Genomic DNA, 21,690 nt, shown 5'->3' with positions numbered 1-21,690 from the left:
CCCCGACACCGTACCGCCGGAGGGTGACGGAGGGACCGGATCGAACCACCGGTGGACCGTGGGGATGCAGGTCGCGGTGGGTCGGAGTACCACGCCGGTGTCCGGCGGGTTACGATCATGGGATATGAGCGACAGCGAGCGGCAGCAGGCCGAGAAGCAGCCCGGACGTCGCCGGCGCGGCCGTCGGCGACGTCGCTCGCACGGCCGCACCGGCCAGAATGACACGACCGGCACGGCCGCCGGATCAGACAATTCCGGTGGCCGGGCCGGAGGCACCCCGAAAGCCGCACCGGGATCCGGTGGGGCCGGGTCGGCGGCGGCATCAGGCCCGTCCGACGCCTCAGGTGACACGGGCCCGACCGGTTCCGGCCGCCGACGCCCACGTCGGCGGCGACGTGGGCGGGGCAGGAAGGCGAACACCGTTCAGACGAAGGGGACGGAATCGGACTCCCGCGACCCCGGTTCCGGTGCGCAGAAATCCGGACAGAGGACGACGGCGTCCCCCGTGGAGAAGTCCACCACCAGGACCGGGGATACGGCGGACCGGGGGAGTGGACGGCGGCGTGACGGCGGTGCCCGTAACCGTAAGGGAGGTCGGCGTTCCCGTCCGGGTTCGCCGCAGCGTGCACACACCCAGCGCCCCCGGATGCAGACCAATGACGAGACCTCGGCGGGCGGACTCGTCGTGTCTGGTCTCGCCGAGGCCGTGCAGGATGACGGTTCCGTGGATCTGCGGAGGATCTATGTCGCGTTGATCGGTCGCCTGGACCGTCGCGGCAGACTTCTCTGGTCGATGCCCAAGGGGCACGTGGAACCGGGTGAGGGGCGTGCGGCGACGGCTGAACGTGAGGTGTGGGAGGAAACCGGCATCTCCGGTGAGGTGTTCGCCGAGCTCGGTGTCATCGACTACTGGTTCGTGTCCGACGGGGTGCGGATCCACAAGACGGTGCACCACCATCTCCTCCGCTACCTGGACGGGGATCTCAACGACGAGGATCCCGAGGTGACGGAGGTGACCTGGGTTCCCGCCAGCGAACTCATCGAACGTCTCGCCTACGCCGATGAGCGTAAGTTGGCGCGTTGCGCCCACGACATGCTCCCGGACCTCGCACGACGGGAAAAGTCGGAGGGGAGAGGGACCCCCCGGTGACGATTCTGTCCGAATTTCCCCGTTCCCCGGCGTCGGGTCCCGCCGTGGGACGCCCGGGACACAGGCGTGTCCGACGGGTGCGTGCCCTGACCGGGGCGGTCCTCGCCGCCGCACTCGTCACCGCAGCTCCCGTGGGACCTTCCGGTCCTCTTCCGGTAGCCGGTGCGCAGATTCACCGGGAGCACCCGTTGGTCGCCGGTCCCGCGGACGGGTGGAGGAATCCCTCCATCCGTGAGAACGATGCGACCAGTGGGGTGGAGGTGAGACTGACCGCTCCCGTCGGGGCCGTGGAACTGGGTTCACGGCAGCTGGTCGGTGTGACCGTCGTGAACCACTCCGAGGAAGTGGTGGATGAACTGTCACTCCGCATCCAGCGTGCCGCCGGTGTACCGGACACGGCGGCCGCGAGGGTCGCGCTGACGGATGACCAGTCCGCCTACGGGTACACCGGCCCCTTCACCGATGTACCCGGTCCGCTCCGGCCCGGTGAACAGGTCACGGTATCCCTGCCCGTGGACACGGACCCGACGTCGGCGGGAGGTCTGGACATCGCTGCACCCGGTGTGTATCCCGTGATGGTGAACCTGAACGGCCGGCCGGGTACCGGCATCGTCAGCTATCTGACGTCGGAGCGTTTCCTCCTGTCGGTCACCGGCCCCGAGACGGGACGACCGCACACCCCCGCCCCCGAGGGGGACCGGGTGGAGGTCCCCGGGGTGACGATGCTGTGGCCGCTCACCGCCCGTACCGGTCTCGTGGCGGGGGAGACTGGGGAGGCGCCGTTACGGGCCCCCCTCCTCCTCGAGGACGACGACCTCGCCGAACAACTGGAGGAGGGTGGCAGGCTCGACCAACTCCTCGACGCCTACGTCGACGCCACCTCCGGGGAGGCGGGTACCGCGCTCCGGGACGCGACATGTCTGGCGCTCGATCCCCAACTCATCGAGGTCGTCGACCGGATGCGGGACGGCTACACGGTGACCACGGAACGTCCGAGCCCGGTGGCCGGGACACCACGTCTCCGGGACAGTTGGCGTGCGGACTCGGATTCCCCGCGGCCGGAACAGGCGGGCTCCGGCACGGTCGCCGCCGCCAACTGGCTGGAACGGCTGCGGACGGCTGCGGAGCAGGGCTGTACCGTCGCCCTGCCGTGGGCCGGGGCGGACATCAACGCGGTCACCCGGACAGGCAACCAGTGGCTGATCCGCGAGGCTCTGACCCGGGGTACGTCCGTTGTCGCGGAGGTACTGGGCACGGAACCCGAACGGAATCTGGTGATTCCGTTGTCCGGGTACGTCACCGGATCGACGACCGACTGGCTGCCGCTCGCCGACACCACCACCGAAACCGGTGTCGACGATCCGGAATCGGCCTGGGAGGCGCTCCAACGGGAGGGTCTCCCCACCGTCCGGCGGCCCACGGACACCGCCGCGCTCGAGGATCCGACCATGCCCGATCCGTACCCCCGGGAACCTCTGCCGACGCCGGCGAACGGAGTCCGGGTTCTCGTGACTGACAACAGTGTGTGGGACGCTCCCGTCCGGGGTCGATTCGCGGGGCTCGGGCCCGGGGTGACCGGGGTGACGTATCAGGGTTCACTGGCGGCCACCCTCGCGGCGACGGGCCCGGAACCGTTGACCGTCGGCTACAGCAACCCGGAGACACGGCACGATCCGAACCTGGACTCCGGTCCGGCCAGGCTCACGACCGGGATCACGGCGATCCGCCTCGCCGTCGATGCCGCACGCACGACGGCACCCTCCGGGGAAGGTGCCCCCGGAGCTGAGGAGGGGCAGTCCGTCACACCACCGGAACCGGTCATCATCGTCCCACCCGTCGCCCCGGCCTCACCGTCGGACAGTGCGGCTCTGCTCGGTACCGTGGCGGATCTGCTCAGCTCCGGACGGGCCAGACCCCTGTCCCTGCATGAGGCGACGACACCGGACCCGGACACCCGGACGGTACTGGACCGGTCCGTGCCGCCCGGGACCGGGGACACGGGATCACGCCGGTTCGGGGCCCCCTTCCCGGATCCGTCGGTGCCGTCCGACCGGGAGATCCTCGCCGCGGCACAGCAGTCGAACTACATGAACGATCTCACCCAGCTGATGGTGAATGATCCGGGTATCGCACTCACCCGCTATGAGTTCATGCGTCCGCTCATGCTCGATCTGTTGCGCGGTCTCACCGTCATCGGGCGACGGAACGCGGAGGGGTACGCGGCGGCGACGGAGCGTGCCGACCATCTGTTCACGCTGAACCGGGAGATGCTGGAGAAACTCCAGTCCTCCGTCGCCCTTCTCCCCCCGGGGTACGTCTACACCAGGGTGTCCCAGTCCTCACCGCTGCTGATCGTCGCACGGAACGGTCTGCCGCTGCCCGTCGACGGCCGTATCAGCTACCAGGGGCCCCCCGGCAGTGTCGTGCATGTACCGGAACAGCTCTGGATTCCCGCCAAGGGTTCCATCATGACCCAGATGACCGCTGATCTCCCGACCCGACCCGACCAGGTGACCCTGGTGCTCCGTCTGTCCGGTTCACAGGGATCGGTGGTCAGTGATCCGGTCGAGATCACCGTGCAGACCCAGGGCCCGCTGATCGGCCTCCTCGGTCGCCTGCTCATCGGGCTGCTGGTCATCACACTCATCGTCCGCCTCATCCGGACCAGGATCGTGCGGCGCCTCAGGGGCACGGGGGACTGAGGGACGGCGGTCCCCGCACCGGTGGTTTCACGTGGAACCCGCGGTGCGCCGCGCCCTGCGACGACCGTTTACCTCGTTCCACACGATCCTGTTAGACAATGGGGATTGTGAATTCAGCTGATCCCGACCAATCCGACCGCGACGTACCCGGCGGAGGATCCGGTCACGGAGCCCCGAGAGGCCAACGTGAACGGATCATCCCGCCGTCCCCACCCGCCCCGGTACCCGTCAGTCGGCCGGTCACCTCCACCCGCCAACCCGTGGTGGATCTGTCCCGGCTGACCCTGGCACCCGCTGCCGTGAACAGTGGGATGGACATCGGACGGCCCCTCGTCGACACCCGGACCGTGACGGACCGCCACCCCGACGCCGACGCCGTATCCAGGCCGGAGCGCAGGGCAACCGACTCCGAGGTCGTGCGCTCCACCGGATCCATGGCGGTCGCCACACTCATCAGCCGTATCACGGGTTTCCTCCGGAACGCCGCGATCGGTGCGACGATGGGCACGGCGGTCGGGTCCGCGTTCAACACGGCCAACACCCTGCCGAACCTCATCACCGAGATCGTCCTCGGCGCGGTGCTGACCTCCCTCGTCGTTCCGGTCCTCGTCCGTGCGGAGAAGGAGGACCCGGACAACGGTGCCGCCTTCATCCGGAGACTGTTCACCCTCTCGGTGACCCTGCTGACGGTGGTGACGGTGATCTCCGTCGGCACAGCCGGACTGCTCGCGACACTGACACTGGGGAGGGACGGCGAGGTCAACCTGTCCCAGGCCTCCGCGTTCGCCTACCTGCTGCTGCCGCAGATCTTCTTCTACGGCATCTTCTCCCTGTTCATGGCGATCCTGAACACCAAGGGGGTGTTCAAACCCGGGGCATGGGCGCCGGTGGCCAACAACGTCGTCGTTCTGGTCGTGCTGGCACTGTACTGGATGCTTCCCGGTGGCCTGGCACCGGACGAACAGGTGTCCCTGACCGACCCGCACGTGCTGCTGCTCGGACTCGGGACCACCCTCGGCGTCGTCATTCAGGCGATGATCATGGTCAAACCGCTCCGAGACGCGGGCATCGATCTCCGTCCCCTGTGGGGCATCGACGACCGGTTGAAGCAGTTCGGTGGCATGGCGATGGCGATCATCGTGTACGTCGCGATCTCCCAGGCGGGCTACATCGTCGTCACCCGCATCGCGTCCGCCTCGAGCGACTCCGCCCCGTTGATCTACCAGCAGGCGTGGCTCCTGCTCCAGGTCCCCTACGGCATCATCGGTGTCACCCTGCTCACCGCGATCATGCCCCGGCTGAGCCGGAACGCCGCCGACGGTGACGACGCCGCCGTGGTCAATGACCTCACTCTCGCGACGAAGCTGACGTTCGTCGCGATGATCCCCGTGATCGTCTTCTTCACGGCGTTCGGCACACAGATCGCCAACGCCCTGTTCGCCTACGGGCTGTTCAGCCGCGACTCGGCGAACATCCTCGGCTGGACACTGAGCTTCTCCGCGTTCACGCTCCTCCCGTACGCACTGGTGCTCCTGCACCTGCGGGTCTTCTACGCGAGGGAACAGGCGTGGACGCCGACCTTCATCATCGCCGGCATCACCGGGACGAAGGTCCTGTTGAGTCTCCTGGCGCCCCTCGTGGCGACCTCCCCGTCCAGGGTGGTCATCCTCCTCGGCGCCGCCAACGGCTTCGGTTTCGCGGCGGGTGCGGTCATCGGCGCCTTCCTGCTGCGCCGCAAGCTGGGTTCCCTCAACGGCCTGTCGATCCTCCGGTCGAGCATGTGGGCGCTCGGTTCCTCCGCCGTCGGCGCCCTCGTCGCCCTCGCCCTCGACACCGCACTGGTCCACCTCGCGGCCGCGCTCTTCGACGCCCTGGGCAGCATCGGTTTCTTCCTCCGCTGCGGGGTGGCCGGTGTCATCTTCCTCATCACCACCGGTCTCGTCCTGTCTCGCTCCGGACTGCCCGAGGTCCGCTCGATGGGGGGTCTGCTGGGGCGGGTCCCGGTACTGCGACGCTTCATCACCGCCAGCGCACGGAACGGGGAGGGGGTCGACAAGGCGACCCCCGAGGAGATCTCCTCGCAGATCATCACCGTCGAACCCTTCAATGCCTCGCCGGTTCCGCCGCCGATGTCCGCAGGCGTGGTCCGGGGACCACGCCTGGTTCCCGGTGCACCCGTGTCCGACGGCCGTTTCCGGCTGCTGGCCGACCACGGAAGTGTGCCCGGGGCACGGTTCTGGCAGGCGCGTGAGATCGCGACCGGTCGAGAGGTCGCGCTCGTGTTCGTCGACACCACGGGACAGGTTCCCGCCGCACCCGTCAGCCCCGTCGAATCCGCCGCGACGGCCCGGGAGATCGCCCGCCGGACCCGCCTGCTCGGTCGTCTCGGGGCCACCGGCATCGCCCGGGGAATCTCCGTGTCGTCCTACCGGTCGGGGTGCCTCGTCGTCGCCGACTGGGTGCCCGGTTCCTCACTCGTCACCGTCGCGGAAGGAGAGGTCGAACCCCGGGCCGCGGCACTCGCGGTGAGCTACCTCGCCGATGCGGCGGCCGCCGCCCACGCCGAAAACCAGCCGCTGGGCCTGGAACACCGCTCCCGCATCCGCATCGACACCTCGGGGCGCGCGATACTCGCGTTCCCCGCGGTACTACCGGACGCGACCGTCGAGGAGGACCTGGACAGCATCGGTGCGGGACTCGCTCTCCTCGTCGGGGAAGACGGTCCCGGGGCCATCACCGAACTCTCCGGGGAGGCCCGGATCGCGGGTCGTTCGGGGGCCAGTGACGCCGGGCAACCCACCGCCGCGGATCTCGCCGTCCGTCTCCGGGAGGTCGGGCTGTCCGACGATGAGGAATCCACACCCCGCGTCATGGTGGAGGACGAACGGACACCGAAACCGGCCAGCACCCCGGGCTTCGGCAGCGCCGAGTACTCCGGTCGGATGATCGCAGCCATCGCGGCGCTCTCGGTCACGCTGGTCGTCGTCATAGCGGTGGCGGCCCTGTATCTGGCGAGTGTGTTCGGTGGTGGTCGGGCCGAGTCACCCGTCAACAGTGATTCCATAGCCTCCGCCCCCTCCGTCGCCCGGACCCCCGACAAACCCGGCGCCGTCACCGAGATCCCGCTGGCGTCAGCCGTCGAGTGGGAACCGGGGGAGGTGGCGCCGGGCACCGAGGACAATCCGGAACTCGCCCCCCTGGCGATTGACGGCGACCCCTCCACCGGTTGGCGGACGGACCGCTACCTCCAGCAGTTCGCCGCACCTCCGGCGGGGCTGAAGACCGGCGTCGGACTCCTCGTGGACCTCGCGGAACCCGCCAGGATCACGGAGGTCACGGTCACCGCCGAACGACCCGGCACGGGCATCCGGATCTACGGTGTCCCGGACGGCCCACTCGTCTCATTCGACCGGGCCGTGGAGCTGGGGGAGACCCACCTGTCCGGTGGCCGTGGCACCGTCACCACGGAGGTCCCCTCCACGGACGGTCCGGTCTTCACCCGCATTCTGGTCTGGGTCTGGGAACTCCCGATGCCGGACGCCGCCGACATCTCCGGGATTTCGGTGCAGGGTACTCCGGTCCAGTCCACCCGGATCAATGATCCGGGACAGGGACGGTAGCCGGTCACCACCCCCGTATCAGCACGATCGCTACCCCCGGGAGGAAATTTTCCACCCTGAACCTATCGCTTGTGAAGCTTTCGGTGGATACTGGTTTCCCACCGCCGGTACACGGGTCACCGGATCCATCGCACCACCTCTGACGTACCGCCCAGCGGTGTATCACCGATGATCAGGGGAGTGGAGCCATGGGAAGCAACGGCACCGGGGACGTCCCGGCCCCCCACCCGTCGTCCCCGTCCGCTCCGGACGGTGGACCGTCACCACGCCGGAGTGGGCCACCCGCACCCGGTTCCATCTCGGGTTCAACGCAACGCCCGCTTCCCCGTCGCCGGACCAGGCCCCGGGTCCGTTCACACCACAACGCCGATGACGCCCATCTCGTCGACGCCTACATCGACGGTGATGACACCGCGTTCGCGGAAATCGTCCGCCGACACCGTCTCCGTCTCTGGCGTGTCGCCCGCCGGTACGCCCGTTCCGATGACGAGGCGGACGACATCGTCCAGGACGCGCTTCTCCGGGCCAGCCGTCATCTCGCGAAGTTCCGCGGGGACGCCGCCCTGACGACGTGGCTGCACCGCCTGGTGGTCAATTCCGGGTACGACCATCTCGGCACCCGGTTCCGTCGCAATGAATCGACGACACTCGACGCCTCCGACATCGCCCAACGCCTGCTGGGCACCGAGGAACCCTTCGATCAGGTTGATCTGGAGATCACCCTCCGTGACGCCGTCGAACGACTCCCCGAGGATCAGCGGCAGGCCATCCTCCTCGTCGATCTGGCGGATCTGCCCCTGGAGGAGGTCGCGACCATCCTGGAGGTACGGCCGGGCACGGTGAAATCCCGGCGTGCCCGCGCCCGGGCGACACTGAAGGCACTGCTCACGGAAGTGGAACACTGAGTCCTGAGGGGAGGGGCGTGCGGACGGGAGGGGCACGCCTACAATCGACGCCGGTACTGCCCTTCAACTTCACGAGGATCCCCATGACGAACACCCCACCAGTCCATGACGTCATCATCGTCGGTTCCGGCCCCGCCGGCTACACCGCCGCGATCTACGCCGCCCGGGCGGAACTCAGGCCCCTCGTCTTCGAGGGCGTCGAGTACGGTGGCTCCCTGATGACGACGACTGAGGTGGAGAACTACCCCGGGTTCGCCGAGGGGATCATGGGACCGGAACTGATGGAGCAGATGCGGACCCAGGCGGAACGCTTCGGTGCGGATCTGCGCCAGGACCTCGTGGACCGGATGGAACTCGCCGGTGACGTCAAGAAGGTCTGGGTGGGTGACGAGGAGTTCTCCGCCCGGACGGTGATCCTCGCCATGGGGGCCGCACCCCGGTACCTCGGGGTACCCGGTGAACAGGATCTCCTGGGACGTGGTGTGAGCTCCTGTGCGACCTGCGACGGTTTCTTCTTCCGGGACCAGGACATCGCCGTCATCGGCGGCGGGGACTCCGCCATGGAGGAGGCGCTGTTCCTCACCCGCTTCGCCAGTTCCGTGACGATCGTCCACCGTCGGGAGGAGTTCCGCGCGTCGGCGATCATGGAGGAGCGGGCACGGGCCAACGACAAGATCCGTTTCCTCACCAACAAGGTGGTCACCCGGGTCGAGGGGGAGCAGAAGGTCACCGGCCTCGCGCTCGCCGACACCGTCAGCGGGGAGACGTCGCGGCTCGATGTGACCGCGATGTTCGTCGCCATCGGCCTCGACCCCCGTTCGGAGATGGTCACCGGACAGGTCGACCGCGATCCCGCCGGATACGTCACCGTGGAACAGCCCTCGAGCAGGACCAGCCTTCCCGGCGTGTTCGCCTGCGGTGATCTCGTCGACAGCCACTACCAGCAGGCGGTCACGGCGGCCGGTTCCGGTTGCCGGGCCGCGATCGACGCCGAACACTTCCTCACCACGATCACCACCGACTGAGTCCCTCACGCCGGACCGCCCGGAGCCCGGTTCGGCGTATTCTCGGGGTATCCATTGACCGGGGAACACGGTTCCGCACCTGTTCCAGACATCACCATCACACCGGAGAACAACACATGAGCAGTCCCGTCAACGTCACCGACAGCAACTTCGAGGAACTCGTCCTCGGCGCCGATAAACCGGTCCTGGTCGACTTCTGGGCGGAGTGGTGCGGGCCGTGCCGCAAACTTGCTCCGATCCTCGACCAGGTGGCTGAGGAGATGGGTGACAGGGCCATCGTCGCGAAGGTCGATGTCGAGGCCGAACGCGGCCTGGGTGCCAGGTATCAGATCATGTCAATCCCCACCCTGATGTTCTTCAGCGGGGGAAAGAAGGTGGCCGAGTTCAGCGGACCCCGGCCCAGGAACCAGATCGTGTCCCAGCTGGAGGGCATGATTTAACTGGTAATCTGACCTGAAGTACCGGCAGCATCATTAGTCGGATCTGTGGGAACGGTGCGTACGGGGACCTCCCTGACCGTTTCCACGGGAGATCTGAGAACGTAGGACGAAGGACGAAGATATCGTGGCAGAAAAACTGCGGGTGGGCGACAGGAGCCCCCGTGTCGCAGAGGTGCGTTCCACCCTGGCCCGACTCGGCCTGATCCAGGGCTACGCAGGAGATGTCGGCGGAAAGGACTCCGGACGTTTCGAGGAGAAGGACACCCTCTACGACGAGGATCTGGCCCGGGCCGTCCGGGAGTTCCAGCAGACCCGGGGAATCATCGCCTCCGGTGAGATCGGTGAGTCGACGCTCCGCGAGCTCCGCGAGGCGACGTACACGCTCGGTGCCCGGGTGCTGTCCTTCTACCCGAACAACGTCCTCGTCGGCGATGATGTGAACCAGCTCCAGCGGCAACTGCTCGAACTGGGCTTCTACACCGACCGGATCGACGGACATTACGGGCAGGCGACGTATGCCGCCGTCGCGAACTACCAGTTGAACTACGGTCTGGAGAGCGACGGCATCTGTGGCCCGAAGACCATCCGGGCGTTGAGCTACCTCGGTCGCCGGATCACCGGTGGGTCGCCCAACGCCATCCTCGAACGTGAGCAGGTCCGCCTCGCGGGGCCCCAGCTCACAGGTAAGCGCGTCGTCATTGACCCGGGTCTCGGCGGCGCGAACAGGGGTCGTACCGTCCGCGGACGGTACGGTGACATCACCGAAGAGGAGATCCTGTGGGATCTCGCGACGCGTCTCGAGGGGCGGATGGTCGCCACGGGCATGGAGACGATCATCTCCCGGCCCCGGATGGATGATCCGAGCCATGACCAGCGCGCCAACATCGCCAACGCCTTCGGTGCCGATCTGATGCTCTGTCTGCAACTCGATCACTACCCCAACGAGAAGGCCTCCGGCTGTGCGTCGTTCTACTTCGGATCACAGCACGGTTCCTCTTCACTGATGGGGGAGAAGCTCTCGGGCCTGATTCAACGTGAGGTCAGTGCCCGGACCGAGTTGATCAACTGCGGGAACCATGCCCGTACCTGGGATCTGCTGCGCCTCAGTGAAATGACGTGCGTGGAGTTCGTGGGAGGTTACCTCTCCAGTCCCCACGATGTCTCGATCCTCACCGACGCCTCCCAGCGGGACGCCATCGCCGAGTCCATCGTTGTCGCGGTCAAGCGGCTGTACCTGATGGACCGGGACGATCAGCCGACGGGCACCTACAAGTTCAGTGAGATCCTCGAGTCGGAGCTGCTGTAGTCGCGGGTGTTCCCCGGCTCACTGCCGGGACGTCACCCGTGCCACCGGTCATCCCGGTGTCGTCACCAGCGGGAGTTCCGCGGCCTCCTCGCTCCACACGAGATCCTGTCCGGGCAGCGACAGCCTGAGCCGTGGCAGAAGGTCATGGTCGGCGACCACCGCGAAACCGGCGGCCTCCAGTACACCGATGTCCGGGAGACCTATCTCGGATGCCCGGGCCGCGATGGCGACCGCGTCCATGTCCGCGTCCCCGGATGGATTCCGCGGGCCACGGTCCCGCCGGGCGGCCGTCGCTCCGGGGTTCCGCAGGGCGAAGGCCTCCACCGCGCGTGCACCCCGCCGGGTGAGATCCAGGATGACCGCATTGATGAGCACCGACTCGACACCCAGTTCACCGAAGCGCCGTTCGATGAACAGGGACGTGAGCAGTTGTGCATCGGGGGAGACCGGCGCCGTCGGCAACTGAACCACGCCCGAGGCATGCTCCGGGGCACAGAACAGCACGGTCGCGATCGCCTCCGCGTCCCCGGCCGTTCCGATGCTGTACCCGCACCCACCCTGTTCAAGGAGAACCCGGTTGATCCAGGCCTCCTTCTCCAGTGTCGCTGAACCTGCGTCGACGACCTCCGCGGCGGTCGCGGGGTCCAGTTCCCAGAAGACGCTCTCCCGGGCGGCCGGATGCATGCGGGAGACGGTGTCCGGTGTCACCGCGTACAGCGAGGGAATCATGCCGGGCCCCGATCTCTTCCGGAGTGGGTGTTACCTGTTACCGGCCCGGAGAAGTCCCATGATCCGTTCGAGATCCTCCCGGTCGCCGAACTCGACCATGATCTTCCCCTTACGTTTCCCGACGCTCACGGTCACCCGGGTGTCCAGGCGATCGGCGAGGCTGTCCGCGGCGAGGGTCGCGAACTCGGGTGGAGCGGCTTTTTCCCTCGTTTTCCGCTCGGGAACCGTGTCTCCACGGTTCAACAGGGTGACAGCCTCCTCCGTGGCCCGGACCGAGAGCCCCTCGGCGACGATCCGGTCGGCGAGGGATGCCTGCGCCTCGGCGCCGGTCCGCAGACCGAGGAGGGCACGGGCGTGTCCGGCTGAGAGAACACCCGCGGCGACCTTCCGCTGGACGGGAACCGGCAGAGCCAGCAACCGGATCATGTTGGTGATGACGGGACGGGAACGGCCGATCCGGTCAGCGAGCTGCGCCTGCGTCACCCCGAACTCCTCGAGGAGCTGCTGGTAGGCCGCCGCCTCCTCCAGCGGGTTGAGCTGTACGCGGTGGATGTTCTCGAGGAGGGCGTCACGGAGCATCGATCCGTCGTCGGTGTCCCGGACGATGGCCGGGATCTCGGTCAGTCCCGCCCGGGTGGCCGCACGCCACCGACGCTCACCCATGATGATCTCCCAGCCTCCGTCATCCGGTGCCCTCCGGACGACGATCGGCTGCATGAGCCCGAACTCACGGATCGAATGAACGAGTTCCCCGAGAGCCTCCTCGTCGAAGACGGTCCGCGGCTGGTGCGGGTTGGGCATGATCTGCGTGACGGGAAGCTCGCGGTAGACGGCACCGACGGAGGATCCGCTGTCCGGCGTCGCGGAGGCGGCGGTGGGTGCCTTGCCGCGCTTTCCCGTGGACGGTCCCCCGGGCCGCGCACCCTCTGCACCGGTCTTTCCGGTACCCGTACCCTGGCTACGCTGCTCACCCATGAGGATGCTCGCCGCACCGTCACCGAGCCGGGGACGGGCCGGCGAGGCCCCGTCCGGGATGAGAGCGGCCAGGCCGCGCCCCAGGCCGCCACGGCGACTGTCACCCTTGCGGGATTGTTGTGACATGGTGTGTTCGGACCCTTTCTTCTGGAGGAGGGGATTTCGTTCCGTGTGTCGCTCAGTCACCGTCCACCTCCGTCTCCGTCATCCGGACGCTGCGTGTCATGACCGGTTCCGGCCCCCGGGGCCACTCCGACGGCCCCGGATTCCGCGGTGACCGGGTAGTCGCCGCGTGTCGCTATCTCCTTCGCGGCATCAAGGTAGGCCATCGCACCACGGGAACCTGGATCGTAGGCGAGCACGGTCTGCCCGTAGCCCGGAGCCTCGGACACCTTCACGGACCTCGGTATCACCGATCTCAGCACGACATCACCGAAGTGCGAACGGACCTCCTCGGTCACCTGTTCGGCGAGCTTCGTCCTGGCGTCGTACATGGTGAGCATGATCGTCGAGATGTGCAGCTCCCGGTTGAGGTAGTCACGGATCATGGTGATGTTGTTGAGGAGCTGTCCCACCCCCTCGAGAGCGTAGTACTCGCACTGAATGGGGATGAGCACCTCACGCGCAGCGGTCATCGCGTTGATCGTGAGCAACCCGAGTGACGGGGGACAGTCGATGAAGACATAGTCGAACCCCTGCCCGACGATGAACTCCTCGTTCAGCGCATCCGCGAGACGGTACTCACGACGAACCATCGAGACCAGCTCGATCTCGGATCCGGCGAGATCGATCGTCGCCGGAATGCACTTGAGGTTCTCGTGCGCGGTCGACGTCTGCATCGCTTCGAGGGGACCGCACTCACCGAGCAGGACCTCGTAGCTCGACAACACACCCTCGCCACGGTGCTCGGCACCGAGAGCGGTGGACGCGTTCCCCTGGGGGTCCAGATCGACGACCAGCACGTTCAGGCCACAGAGGGCGAGACCGGCCGCGAGGTTCACGGAGGTGGTGGTTTTACCGACCCCACCCTTCTGGTTCGCGACGGTGAAGATCCTGGGGCGTTCAGGCCGGGGCAGTGAAAAGGCGTTCGGGGTCTTCACCCTGGCGGCACGTTTCGCTGCGGCCGCTATCGGTGTGTCGTCCCAGAAATTGTCGTCCATGGACGTGGTTTCCCCTTTTCATCGCCGGAATTGGCAGGTCATGAACACAGAAAGCCTGATCCGGTGCACCGGTTCAGGCGGTGTGTACCCGGGCCGTTGAATCCTCGACCCGTACCGCCGTCAGTTCAACACTAGTGTCTCACGGATGACTCATCCACCGGGACGTCCCCGCCCGCCCCGGTGGATCGCGGGCTACCGGCGGCGGGGAATCACGATGACGGTCGCCGGCTCGTCGACGAGGTCCTCACCGGCGGTGATGATCCGTGCCCGTCCACCTCCGGCTCGGTGGATCTCCCGGGAATCCCGGTCCAGTTCCTCACGCACGGACGTCCCCTTGAGTGCCATCATCTCGCCGCCCCGGGCGACCAACGGGAGTGACCATCCGGCCAACCTACCGAGGGGTGCGACGGCCCGGGAGGTGACCACCCGGAACCGGCCGACCTGTTCCCGGACCACCTTGTCCTCGGCGCGTCCCCGGACAACGGTGACATTGTCCAGCCCGAGTTCACCGACCACCTCGGAAAGATACGTCGACCGCTTCAGCAGCGGTTCGATGAGGGTGATGTCGAGATCCGGCCGGGCGAGTGCGAGCGGAATCCCGGGCAGTCCCGCACCGGAACCGATGTCCGCCACCCTGACACCGTCCTCCCGGGGGATGACCTCACCCAGGACCGCACAGTTCAGGATGTGCCGGTCCCAGAGCCGGGGAATCTCACGGGGACCGATGAAACCACGGACCGCGCCGTCCGTGGCCAATGAGCGGTGGTAGGCGACCGCCTTCTCCAGGTTCCCGCCGAAGATCGCCGCCGCAGCGGGGGACGGGGGAGCGGCCAGTTCTTCCGGATCAATCTCTGGTGGTTTCACGTGAAACATCTTTCCATGCGACGGACGGTCCGCACAGTCCGACGAAACCACGGAAGGAGACCGACACTCCCGGAGAGCCGAAAAGGGCCCACAGGGGAAGATCCTGTGGGCCCTCTCGGGTCGGGAAGTGGTCACCTACTTCCGCTTCCCGCCGTTCTTCTTCGGGGAACGGGTACCGGAGTCCCCGCCGTCGACGGGATTCCCAGTCTCTCCGGCCGCCGCGTCGGTTTTCCCGTCACCGCCGGCAACCTGGTCGATGCTCAGGTTGCCCTGCTTCGCGGCACGACGCTTCTTCTTCGGGGCCTTCTTGGGGTTCTCCGGGCGAACGCCGGGCTTCGGTGCGGTGGCCCGCTTCGCCTCCTTCTTCGCCTCTTCCTCGGCCTCTTCCTCGCGGTCGAGCTTCGCGAAGATCCAGCGCTGCTGGAAGAAGGTCCAGAGGTTGTTGGCCCCCATGTAGCACAGGAGACCGATGTGCCAGAAGATACCGGTGAACACGATGATGGCCGGGAAGAACCAGACCATCATCTTGTTCATCATCTCCATCTGGGACTGCATCTGAGCACTCGCCATGCTCTTCTGCTTTCCACTGGCGATACGTTCACGCTGCCGGGTGATGGACATCTTCGCGTTGAAGTGGGTGGCCACCGCGGTGAGGATGATCAACGGCACCGCGACGAGGACGATGTTCATCCGGGTGAAATCGACGGGCTGGAAAGCCTCGTACATGTCGCCGGGCATCTTGATGTAGGACGAGATCGGCACACCGAACAGGCGTGCGTCCAGGAAGGACTGTACGTCCGTGGGGGAGAAGATGTAGTTGGCGAGCTGCCTGTTCTCCTCGATCGACAGACCCAGCTGTCCGGGACCGGAACCCGTCCGGTTGAAGGAACGGAGAACATGGAACAGTCCGATGAACACCGGCATCTGGACGAGGACCGGAAGGCAACCTGCGATCGGGTTGACGCCGGCCTCCTTGTTGATGCGCCGGGTCTCCTCCATGATCTTGGTCTGGTCGCCCTTCCAGCGTTCCTTGACCTCGGCGAGCTGGGGTTGCAACGCCTGCATCTTCATCGAGGACCGCATCTGGTTGAGCATGGGCTTGACCAGGAGGACACGGATGGTGAAGGTCAGGAACACGATGGCCAGAACCCAGGAGATGCCGGATCCGGACCCGAAGGGGACACTGAAGACCTTGTGCCAGAACCAGAGGATGGCCGAAATGGGCCAGTAGACGAAATCAAGCACTTTTGAGTCAGGACTCCTTGGTGGTGGTGAGTGTGCAGTACGGACAGCCGGGATGATCCTCCGGTCGTCGGAGCTGAGGCGCAGGATCATAACCACCCGGATGCCAGGGTCCACACTTGGACAACCGCACAAGCGTGAGCACGATGCCGGTGACCGCACCCCGCGCTGAGATGACCCGGAGAGCATAGGCGCTGCAGGTCGGCTCGAAACGGCAGGTGGACCCCATCTTAAGGGGTGATATGTAGTTTTGGTAGAAACGCACGCCCGCCAGAAGCAGTCGGGCCGGCCGGCTTCCGTCCGGTCCGGAGCCGGTGGGCACCGACGGGGCTCCGCACCGGGGGCATGGTCCGGACCTCTCAGTCACGGGTCTTGTCCCGGATCTTTCCCAGGGCCCTGCTGATGTCCCGGTGAAGGTCACGTCCGCTGGCGTCCGCGGCACGCGGTAGGGCCCGGATGACGACATCGCAGTCGGTGCCGATCTCCTCGACCAGTGCGGCGCAGACATGCCGAAGCCGTCGGGAGACACGGTGACGGATCACCGCGTTCCCGACGGCCTTTGAAACGATGAGACCGAACCGGGGGCCACCACTACGGGCGACGCCGGGTTCGGCCTGCACGCGACGCAGGTGCAGGATGACCGTTTTCGAGCCCGTTCGACGTCCACCCCTGATCGCCCGACTGAAATCGGAGGGAGAGGAAAGTCGATGCTCTCTGGGTAACACCCGCGAACCTGCGAACTCCGACCGCTGATTAAGCGGTCAGGGAAGCACGGCCCTTGCGACGGCGAGCCGACACGATTGCGCGCCCTGCACGGGTACGCATACGGGTACGGAAGCCGTGCACGCGTGCGCGACGACGGTTGTTCGGCTGGAACGTCCGCTTGCCCTTTGCCACGGTGAACACTCCTCAAATTAACGGGTGATCCACAAACCCGGCCGTTCGACGTACCCGGATCCGGGGAACATGACCGTATCCACGCGTCGAGACACGCGGAACACGGGTGAACTTCCTCTTCGCCGGGCACCGAGAAACGCGGTGCCGGTTGTGCATCTCACCCTACGGTGGATGATTTTTCTGCTGCCCGGTTCGCAGTTGACGTCGTCGCGTGGTAGCGACGGCCGTTACGGCGAATCCCGGAACACAACGCAACGATGGTTCGGAGAGCGGATCAGCCGGAACGCGGCGACAGGGATCACGGACGGATCCCTGCTGTCAGTTCTGCGGCCGTCCGGCCGTCCGGCCGGTGCTGCGTGATACGCACCAGGCCAGATCGGACACACATGTCCACTCTGGGTGATGCGTTGAGACTAGGCCAGATTACGTGCAGGTTGATGGTTCGACAAATCGACACGCCGCGGAAGAAGACTGATCCTGAAATGACATTTCTGTCATTATCCCCCGGTACACCTGCTGCTCCCGACGCGTTTTCGCGGGCAGTCACCCCTGCGGCGACCACGGGTGCCCTGACCGGGGGGATGTCACCGGATGATCCGCCTAGACACCCGTCCGCGCGGACGGGTAACAATGGAGCAGCCGTGAAACCACAGTCTGTGGATGACTCCAGCTGTGAATAACTCTCAACCTGAACTTGAAGCTATTCGCTTTTTTGAGAAAAACAGCAGGTCAAAGAGTCGGGATAGTCGATTCAAATTATCCACAGGGTATCCGGTAACCTGTGGAGAACGAAAGTCATGCACTGTTGTCCACAGGTGTGGATAACTCTGTGGAACATGCTGGACACAGACCACATCAGGATGTGGACGAACCGGTGGAGAATGACATTTCCCCATCCACCGTCGACGTGGCCGGTCCGTCGGGAACGACGGAACCGACAACTGCGTTCCCCTGTTCCCGGTCCCTGTGTCCCATGTTTCATGTTTCGCCGGGCAGTGCACGATTCCGGGGTCAGGAACAGACCGCAGCCGACAGACAGAAGGATGACCGTGACGGATACTTCGCCCCAGCAGATCTGGGAACAGGTGGTGACCAAACTCACTGACCTGGCCGGAAAACCCGGAACCGGAATCCCCGTGCTCAGTCGGATGCAGTCCGCCAATCTCCAGCTCGTTCGGATCGTCGCACTCGTACCCGGTTTCGCCGTCCTCACGACCCCTCACCTGATAGCGAAGAACATGATCGAGAAGGATCTCGGTGAGCCGATCAAGTTGATCCTCTCCGACATCCTCGGCAGTCCACACGGAATCGCCGTCTCCGTCGCACCGGAGAATCCGGGGGAGCGGGAGACGGGTGGACCCCGCCCCCCGGAGACGACGACCTCCGCACCGGTTCATCCGGTCACCGGACACGGGGAGTCCGGGACGGATCCCGCCCCGGACACCGGACGGAACCGGTTCACCCCGGACGACCGCATCGGTGGACCCGGGCATCCGGACGATTTTCCGACCCTCTTCTCCACCGCACATTCGCGTGAGGGGGAGGACCCGCGCAACGAGCACCGCTCCGATGCACCCACCTCCCGGGAATCCGACCACTCCTCCGTGGACGGATGGCGTGCCACGGTGGCCCGGGCGACGGAACACTCCCGGAGTCAACCCCACCGTGACAGTGGCCAACGGATCGTCCGGGAGAAGGCGGCGAAGAACCCCAACAGGGCGGCCTCACTGAATGAGAGGTACACCTTCGACACCTTCGTCACGGGTTCGTCGAACCGTTTCGCCCAGGCCGCCGCCATCGCGGTCGCGGAATCTCCGGCACAGGCGTTCAATCCCCTGTTCATCTGGGGCGGATCCGGTCTGGGTAAGACCCACCTGCTTCACGCGGCGGGCCACTATTCCCAGGAACTTCAACCTGACCTCAGGGTTCTCTACGTGTCCAGCGAGGAATTCACCAACGACTACATCAACTCCGTGCGCGATGACAGGCAGGAGTCCTTCAAACGCCGATACCGGAATCTCGATGTACTCATGGTCGATGACATCCAGTTCCTCGAGGGCAAGGAAGGTACGCAGGAGGAGTTCTTCCACACCTTCAACGCACTCCACCAGGCCGACAAGCAGATCATCCTGTCCTCGGACCGACCCCCACGTCAGCTGACGACACTGACCGACAGGCTCCGGACACGGTTCGAGGGTGGACTGATCACCGATGTCCAACCTCCGGACCTCGAGACCCGCATAGCGATCCTGGAGAAGAAGGCCGGCCTGGAGGGCACCGTGGTCTCGCGGGACGTCCTCGAACTGATCGCCTCCCGATATGAATCATCGATCAGGGAGCTGGAGGGTGCACTGATCCGTGTCACCGCCTTCTCCTCCCTGAACGGAACGAGCATCGACATGGCGACGGCGATGTCGGCGTTGTCGGACATCATGCCCGAGGCCGCCGACATAGAGATCACCGCGACCACGATCATCGAGGTCACGGCCGAGTACTTCAACATCAGCGTCAAGGAACTCTGCGGTACGGGGAAGGCCCGACCGATCGCCCGCGCCCGACAGTTGGCCATGTACCTCTGCCGGGAACTCACCGACCTCTCACTCCCGAAGATCGGTGCGAGTTTCGGGGGCAAGGATCACACGACGGTGATGTACGCGGACCGGAAGATCCGCAAGGAGATGACCGAGAAGCACGACACCTACGATCAGATCCAGGAGCTGACACGGATCATCAAGACCCGGGGCCGCTCCTGACGCGTGCACCGCATTCCTCCGTGCGAAAAAAGGGAGACACCTTTCACCGGGTGTCTCCCTTTTTTCGGGCGTCTGTACCGGTCATCCCCCACCGGAAGTTGTCCACAGACGTTATCCACACCTGTGTAATTCCACTTTTGTAATTCGGTGATGCTGGACACATTCAAGGACAGACACGGACAGTGCGCCCTCCGGTGGACAACCGACGGAAAACTGTTGATGAACGGACACCGACGGGGGATGGAGTGTGGATGAATCGGGATGCCTGAAATTCATCCACAACCGGCGCAAGTTATCCACAGAATTCCCACAGTGACGCCCACATCCCGAATCGCCGCGCGGACCACAGTCGATGCGCCCGAATCCACAGTTTGCACAGGACTTACTGTTACTCCCGTCTTTTCCCTTGGTAGATCTAAAGAAGAAAGAGGGGGTGTGGGAAAACTCCGTGTCCGACGGTGCCCTCCGGTCGAACGACAACGGAGGAGACCGCCCGACACGGAGGGAAGCCTGTAATTTCAGGTTTCCCGTGACCCGCTCGCCGGGTACGTTGGTTTGTAATCACATGAAGCGGTGTCCCGGGCCGGTCGAACCCGGTCGGTGACAACGCTCCGGCATCCACTGGTGCCGTTCCGGTCATTCACCGGAGCATGTCCGTCTGTCGCGTCGCAGTGTTCGACCACGTCTTGAGGAGCTTCAACGAGCATGGAGTCACAATCGGTGTCATTCCGGGTGTCCAAGGATGACCTGGCCGGAGCTGTCGCCTGGGTGGCGCGCAGTCTCCCGAGCAAACCCACGCAACCGGTTCTCCGTGGCATGCTCATCACCGCCGACGATGAAGGCCTGGAGCTCGCCGGGTACGACTACGAGGTGTCCACCCAGGTCCGTGTCCCCGCGGAGGTCACCGAGACGGGACGCGTGGCCGTCGCCGGAAAACTCATCGCGGACATCACCGCGACCCTGCCGAACAAACCGGTGGAAATCGAGCTCAAGGGTTCAACCGTGCAGGTGAAGTGTGGTTCCTCCCGTTTCGAGCTACCGAGTATCCCGCTCGATGACTACCCCCAGCTCCCGGCGCTCCCGGAGACCACGGGAACGATCAACCCCAGGTTGTTCACCGAGGCCGTGACCCAGGTCGCGACCGCGGCGGGCAGGGATGACACCCTGCCGATGCTCACGGGTGTGCACATGGAGATCAACGGGCCGGAACTCCTCCTCGTCGCAACCGACCGTTTCCGCATGGCGGTCCGCACACTGGAATGGAATTCCGCCGACGCCACGGCAGAGGCGAAACTGCTCATTCCGGCGAAGACGCTCCTGGACAACGCCCGGACCCTCGACGGGGCGAACGACGACATCGAGATCGCCGTCGGTGCCGGTGCGGAGATCGGCAGTGAGGGTCTGTTCGGTGTCCACGCCGACGCCCGTCGTACGACGACCCGGTTGCTGGACGCCCAGTTCCCCAACTTCCGACCGCTTCTGCCGAAGAATCACAAGGCACTCGCGAGTGTCGAGATAGCACCGCTCATCGACGCGATTCGTCGTGTGGCTCTCGTCGCGGACCGGAACGCGCAGATCCGGATGGAGTTCTCCGAGGGACAGGTGATTCTCTCCGCCGGGGGCTCAGATGCCGGTCACGCGGAGGAGATTCTCCCGTGCGCCTTCACCGGAGCGCCGCTGCTGACCGCCTTCAACGCCGGTTACCTGAAGGACGGTCTCGCGGTCGTCCGTACCGAACGGGTCGTCTTCGGGTTCACGGATCCGTCGCGTCCGGCGATCCTGATTCCGGAGCCGGCCGAGCTGCCGGAAGCTGACGAGGACGGAACTTTCGTCACCCCGGAGACCGATTTCACGTATCTCCTGATGCCGGTGCGGCTTCCGGGTTAAACTCCACCGGAACAGTCGACGACCGTCGTGTGGAT

At 65.7% G+C, this 21,690-nt stretch carries 16 protein-coding genes and 1 pseudogene; 9 read left to right on the top strand and 8 right to left on the bottom strand.

The genetic code is table 11. The features are described 5' to 3' along the window. The first annotated feature begins 124 nt into the window (after positions 1-124). From JIM94_RS03020 to JIM94_RS02990, 7 genes are all read left to right on the top strand, one after another. The gene (locus JIM94_RS03020) at positions 125-1,150 is read left to right on the top strand and encodes an NUDIX hydrolase (protein ID WP_200252794.1); all 1,026 of its coding nucleotides are present in this window, start codon (positions 125-127) and stop codon (positions 1,148-1,150) included. Continuing rightward, the gene (locus JIM94_RS03015; RefSeq protein WP_200252792.1) at positions 1,147-3,852 is read left to right on the top strand and encodes a hypothetical protein; all 2,706 of its coding nucleotides are present in this window, start codon (positions 1,147-1,149) and stop codon (positions 3,850-3,852) included. The genes JIM94_RS03020 and JIM94_RS03015 overlap by 4 nt, the downstream gene beginning before the upstream one ends. Before the next feature lie 194 nt (positions 3,853-4,046). Beyond that, complete coding sequence (locus JIM94_RS03010) at positions 4,047-7,472, top strand: murein biosynthesis integral membrane protein MurJ (protein WP_410170975.1); 3,426 nt, start codon at positions 4,047-4,049, stop codon at positions 7,470-7,472. Between the two features lie 188 nt (positions 7,473-7,660). Continuing rightward, entirely contained in the window at positions 7,661-8,377 is a 717-nt protein-coding gene (locus tag JIM94_RS03005) for an RNA polymerase sigma factor (protein WP_200252787.1), read from the top strand. An 83-nt stretch (positions 8,378-8,460) separates the two neighbouring features. After that, positions 8,461-9,402, top strand: a complete 942-nt coding sequence (trxB, locus tag JIM94_RS03000; protein WP_200252785.1) for a thioredoxin-disulfide reductase — start codon at positions 8,461-8,463, stop codon at positions 9,400-9,402. Between the two features lie 116 nt (positions 9,403-9,518). Further along, positions 9,519-9,842, top strand: coding sequence for a thioredoxin (trxA, locus tag JIM94_RS02995; RefSeq protein ID WP_200252783.1), 324 nt, complete (start codon positions 9,519-9,521; stop codon positions 9,840-9,842). A gap of 124 nt (positions 9,843-9,966) precedes the next feature. Continuing rightward, on the top strand, positions 9,967-11,148 hold the full coding sequence (locus tag JIM94_RS02990) for an N-acetylmuramoyl-L-alanine amidase (protein WP_200252781.1): 1,182 nt from the start codon (positions 9,967-9,969) through the stop codon (positions 11,146-11,148). Between the two features lie 48 nt (positions 11,149-11,196). Here the strand turns inward: JIM94_RS02990 and JIM94_RS02985 are convergent, their stop codons facing one another. From JIM94_RS02985 to rpmH, 8 genes are all read right to left on the bottom strand, one after another. Further along, positions 11,197-11,877, bottom strand: a complete 681-nt coding sequence (locus tag JIM94_RS02985; RefSeq protein ID WP_200252779.1) for a hypothetical protein — start codon at positions 11,875-11,877, stop codon at positions 11,197-11,199. Between the two features lie 30 nt (positions 11,878-11,907). Further along, positions 11,908-12,978 carry a ParB/RepB/Spo0J family partition protein gene (locus JIM94_RS02980; RefSeq protein WP_200252776.1) on the bottom strand — a complete coding sequence of 357 codons (1,071 nt, stop codon included), beginning with the start codon at positions 12,976-12,978 and terminating at the stop codon, positions 11,908-11,910. Between the two features lie 56 nt (positions 12,979-13,034). Continuing rightward, positions 13,035-14,012 (bottom strand): ParA family protein, encoded by a 978-nt coding sequence (locus JIM94_RS02975; protein ID WP_200252774.1) that lies wholly within the window; start codon positions 14,010-14,012, stop codon positions 13,035-13,037. A gap of 192 nt (positions 14,013-14,204) precedes the next feature. Further along, positions 14,205-14,885 (bottom strand): 16S rRNA (guanine(527)-N(7))-methyltransferase RsmG, encoded by a 681-nt coding sequence (rsmG, locus tag JIM94_RS02970; protein ID WP_200252772.1) that lies wholly within the window; start codon positions 14,883-14,885, stop codon positions 14,205-14,207. Between the two features lie 126 nt (positions 14,886-15,011). Continuing rightward, positions 15,012-16,121, bottom strand: a complete 1,110-nt coding sequence (gene yidC, locus JIM94_RS02965; RefSeq protein ID WP_200252770.1) for a membrane protein insertase YidC — start codon at positions 16,119-16,121, stop codon at positions 15,012-15,014. Between the two features lie 7 nt (positions 16,122-16,128). Continuing rightward, entirely contained in the window at positions 16,129-16,440 is a 312-nt protein-coding gene (gene yidD / locus JIM94_RS02960; protein ID WP_248086367.1) for a membrane protein insertion efficiency factor YidD, read from the bottom strand. A 37-nt stretch (positions 16,441-16,477) separates the two neighbouring features. Beyond that, positions 16,478-16,843 (bottom strand): ribonuclease P protein component, encoded by a 366-nt coding sequence (rnpA, locus tag JIM94_RS02955; RefSeq protein ID WP_200252766.1) that lies wholly within the window; start codon positions 16,841-16,843, stop codon positions 16,478-16,480. Between the two features lie 28 nt (positions 16,844-16,871). Then, entirely contained in the window at positions 16,872-17,015 is a 144-nt protein-coding gene (rpmH, locus tag JIM94_RS02950; protein WP_081761677.1) for a 50S ribosomal protein L34, read from the bottom strand. 1,277 nt (positions 17,016-18,292) lie between these two features. Here rpmH and dnaA point away from each other — a divergent pair. Beyond that, positions 18,293-19,768 (top strand): annotated as a pseudogene (dnaA, locus tag JIM94_RS02945) (chromosomal replication initiator protein DnaA); the annotation flags it as partial. 705 nt (positions 19,769-20,473) lie between these two features. Next, on the top strand, positions 20,474-21,655 hold the full coding sequence (gene dnaN / locus JIM94_RS02940; protein ID WP_200252761.1) for a DNA polymerase III subunit beta: 1,182 nt from the start codon (positions 20,474-20,476) through the stop codon (positions 21,653-21,655). Positions 21,656-21,690 lie beyond the last annotated feature (35 nt).

Source organism: Corynebacterium pygosceleis, from assembly GCF_016595275.2.
Taxonomy (GTDB): Bacteria; Actinomycetota; Actinomycetes; order Mycobacteriales; family Mycobacteriaceae; genus Corynebacterium; species Corynebacterium pygosceleis.
This window is presented reverse-complemented; position numbering and strand designations above follow the sequence as displayed.